This is a genomic window from Motilibacter deserti (genome assembly GCF_011250635.1).
GTDB lineage: Bacteria > Actinomycetota > Actinomycetes > Motilibacterales > Motilibacteraceae > Motilibacter_A > Motilibacter_A deserti.
Window position 1 is genome coordinate 1 of sequence record NZ_JAANNP010000199.1, and the last position, 2,155, is coordinate 2,155.

The following is a 2,155-nucleotide window of genomic DNA, read 5'->3' on the forward strand; positions in this document are numbered from 1 at the left end:
CGACCGTCGCATGGCCGGCCCGCAGCGCGGCCGACCCCGCCACCGCCCGGGCCTACGCGGCGGCCGGCGCCAGCACGCTCGTGGTGTCCACCGGTGCGGTCGAGCCCGACCCCGAGGCGAGCTACACGCCCAGCGCGCGCGCCACCGCGGCCGGGACCGGCGGCGGGCAGCAGGGCCTGCTGCTCGCCGACCGCGTGCTCTCCTCCGGCTCCGTGGCCGGGTCGCGCGGGGCCACCCCGGGCCAGCGCGTGCTCGCGGTCCAGCGGATGCTGGCCGAGACCGCCCTGCAGGCCGCCGAGCGGCCAAGCGCGCCGCGCACGATGCTCGTCGCTCCGGCGCGCGGCTGGAACCCCGACGCGCGGCTGCTCAGCGCGCTCGCGAGCGCGGTCCGGGACGCCGGGTGGATGAGCCGCGTCCCGCTCGCCGAGCTCGTCGCGGAGGACCCCGACGGCCCGTACGCCGCCGGCGACGTGCGCCTCGCGTATCCGCGCAGCGCCCGCACCGCCGAGCTCGACCCGGCGTACCTGGACCAGGTGGCCGCGCTCGGCGCCGAAGGGGCACGGCTCGCCTCGATGCTCGCCAGCACCGAAGAGGTGCAGAAGGCGGACCGCCGCTACCGGCGCGAGCGGCTGGGGCTCGAGTCGGTCTCCGCTCGCGCGATCGGCCCGACACTGCTGCGCAGGGCGTGGGCGGCGCTGGACGCGCGCGCGAGCAAGGTCCGCATCGTCGTCAACCGCCGCATCTCGCTGCCCGGCTCGCAGAACCTCCCGATCACCGTCGTCAACGACCTCGGCGACGACGTCCGCGTCGCGCTCAACTTCTCCGCGACACCGCCGCGGCTCCGCATGGACAACACCCCGGTCGTGCGGGTGGCCGCGGGGCAGACGGCCACGCTGCAGGTGCCGGTGGAGGTGTACGCCAACGGCAACGTGCGCGTCACCGTCCGGCTGCTCACGCCGCGCGGCCAGGTCGTCGGCCAGGAGGCGGTCGTCACCGTCGCGCTTCGCGGTGCCCGCGGCGCTGCGGCCGTCGTCGTCATCGGGGCGGGGGCGCTGCTCGTGCTGCTGCTGACGCTGCGGATCATCCGCCGTCGGCGCGGCCCGGACGCCGCCGCGACGCCCGGCCCGGGCAGCGCCGCCGGCCCACCCGATGCGGCCGGGCCGACCGACTCCGACCCGGAGCCCCACGACCCCGTCGGCCAGCCGGTCACGACGCCCGAACGCGCAGGAGGAGACACGTGAGCGGCGGAGGGCTGGTCCGGTCCAGCAGCGTCATGGCGGTCGGGACCGTCGCGTCGCGCGCACTGGGCTTCGTACGTTCGATCGTCGTCGCGATGGCGATCGGCACCGCGTTGGTCAACACGACGTACTCCGTCGCCAACACCGTCCCGAACATCGTCTACCTGCTCCTGCTCGGCGGCGTCATCAACTCCGTCTTCGTGCCGCAGCTCGTCCGCGCCGCGAAGGAGGACCCCGACGGCGGCCAGGCCTATACGGATCGCCTGCTGACGCTGACGTCGCTGCTGCTCCTGGCCCTCGCCGCGGCGGGGACACTGGCCGCGCCGTTGCTGATCGACGCCTACGCCTCGTCGGACTGGTCGAGCCAGGACAAGGCCGTATCCACGGCGTTCGCCTACTGGTGCTTGCCGCAGATCTTCTTCTACGGCGTCTACACGATGCTCGGGCAGGTGCTGAACTCCCGCCGGAGCTTCGGCCCGATGATGTGGGCGCCGATCGCGAACAACGTCGTCGTCATCGTCGTCGCACTCGCCTTCCTCGTCTACGGCACCGTTGACGTGGAGGACTCCGAGAGCCTTTCGACGGGCGAAATCGCCTTCCTGGGTGCAGGAACCACGCTCGGCGTCGTCGTCCAGGCCCTCGTGCTCGCCCCCGCGCTCCGCGCCGCCGGCTACCGCTACCGGCCACGCTTCGACTTCCGAGGACACGGTCTCGGCCACGCGATGACGCTGGCGAAATGGACCATCGCGTTCGTACTGGTGAACCAAATTTCCTACATCGTCGTCACGAAGCTGGCGACCGGCGTGGACTCCGCGGCCGAGGCCGCCGAGCTCGGTTACGGCGTCGGCTACGCCGCCTATCAGAACTCATACCTCTTCTTCATGCTTCCGCATTCGGTGATCACGGTCTCGGTGGTC

Annotated in this window: 2 protein-coding genes; both read left to right on the forward strand. The window is 73.1% G+C overall.

Annotated features, from left to right (window positions below):
* On the forward strand, positions 1-1,241 hold a 1,241-nt coding region (locus tag G9H71_RS22325), incomplete at its 5' end, for a DUF6049 family protein (protein ID WP_231135320.1).
* On the forward strand, positions 1,238-2,155 hold a 918-nt coding region (gene murJ / locus G9H71_RS22330; RefSeq protein WP_331273201.1), incomplete at its 3' end, for a murein biosynthesis integral membrane protein MurJ. The genes G9H71_RS22325 and murJ, both read left to right, overlap by 4 nt.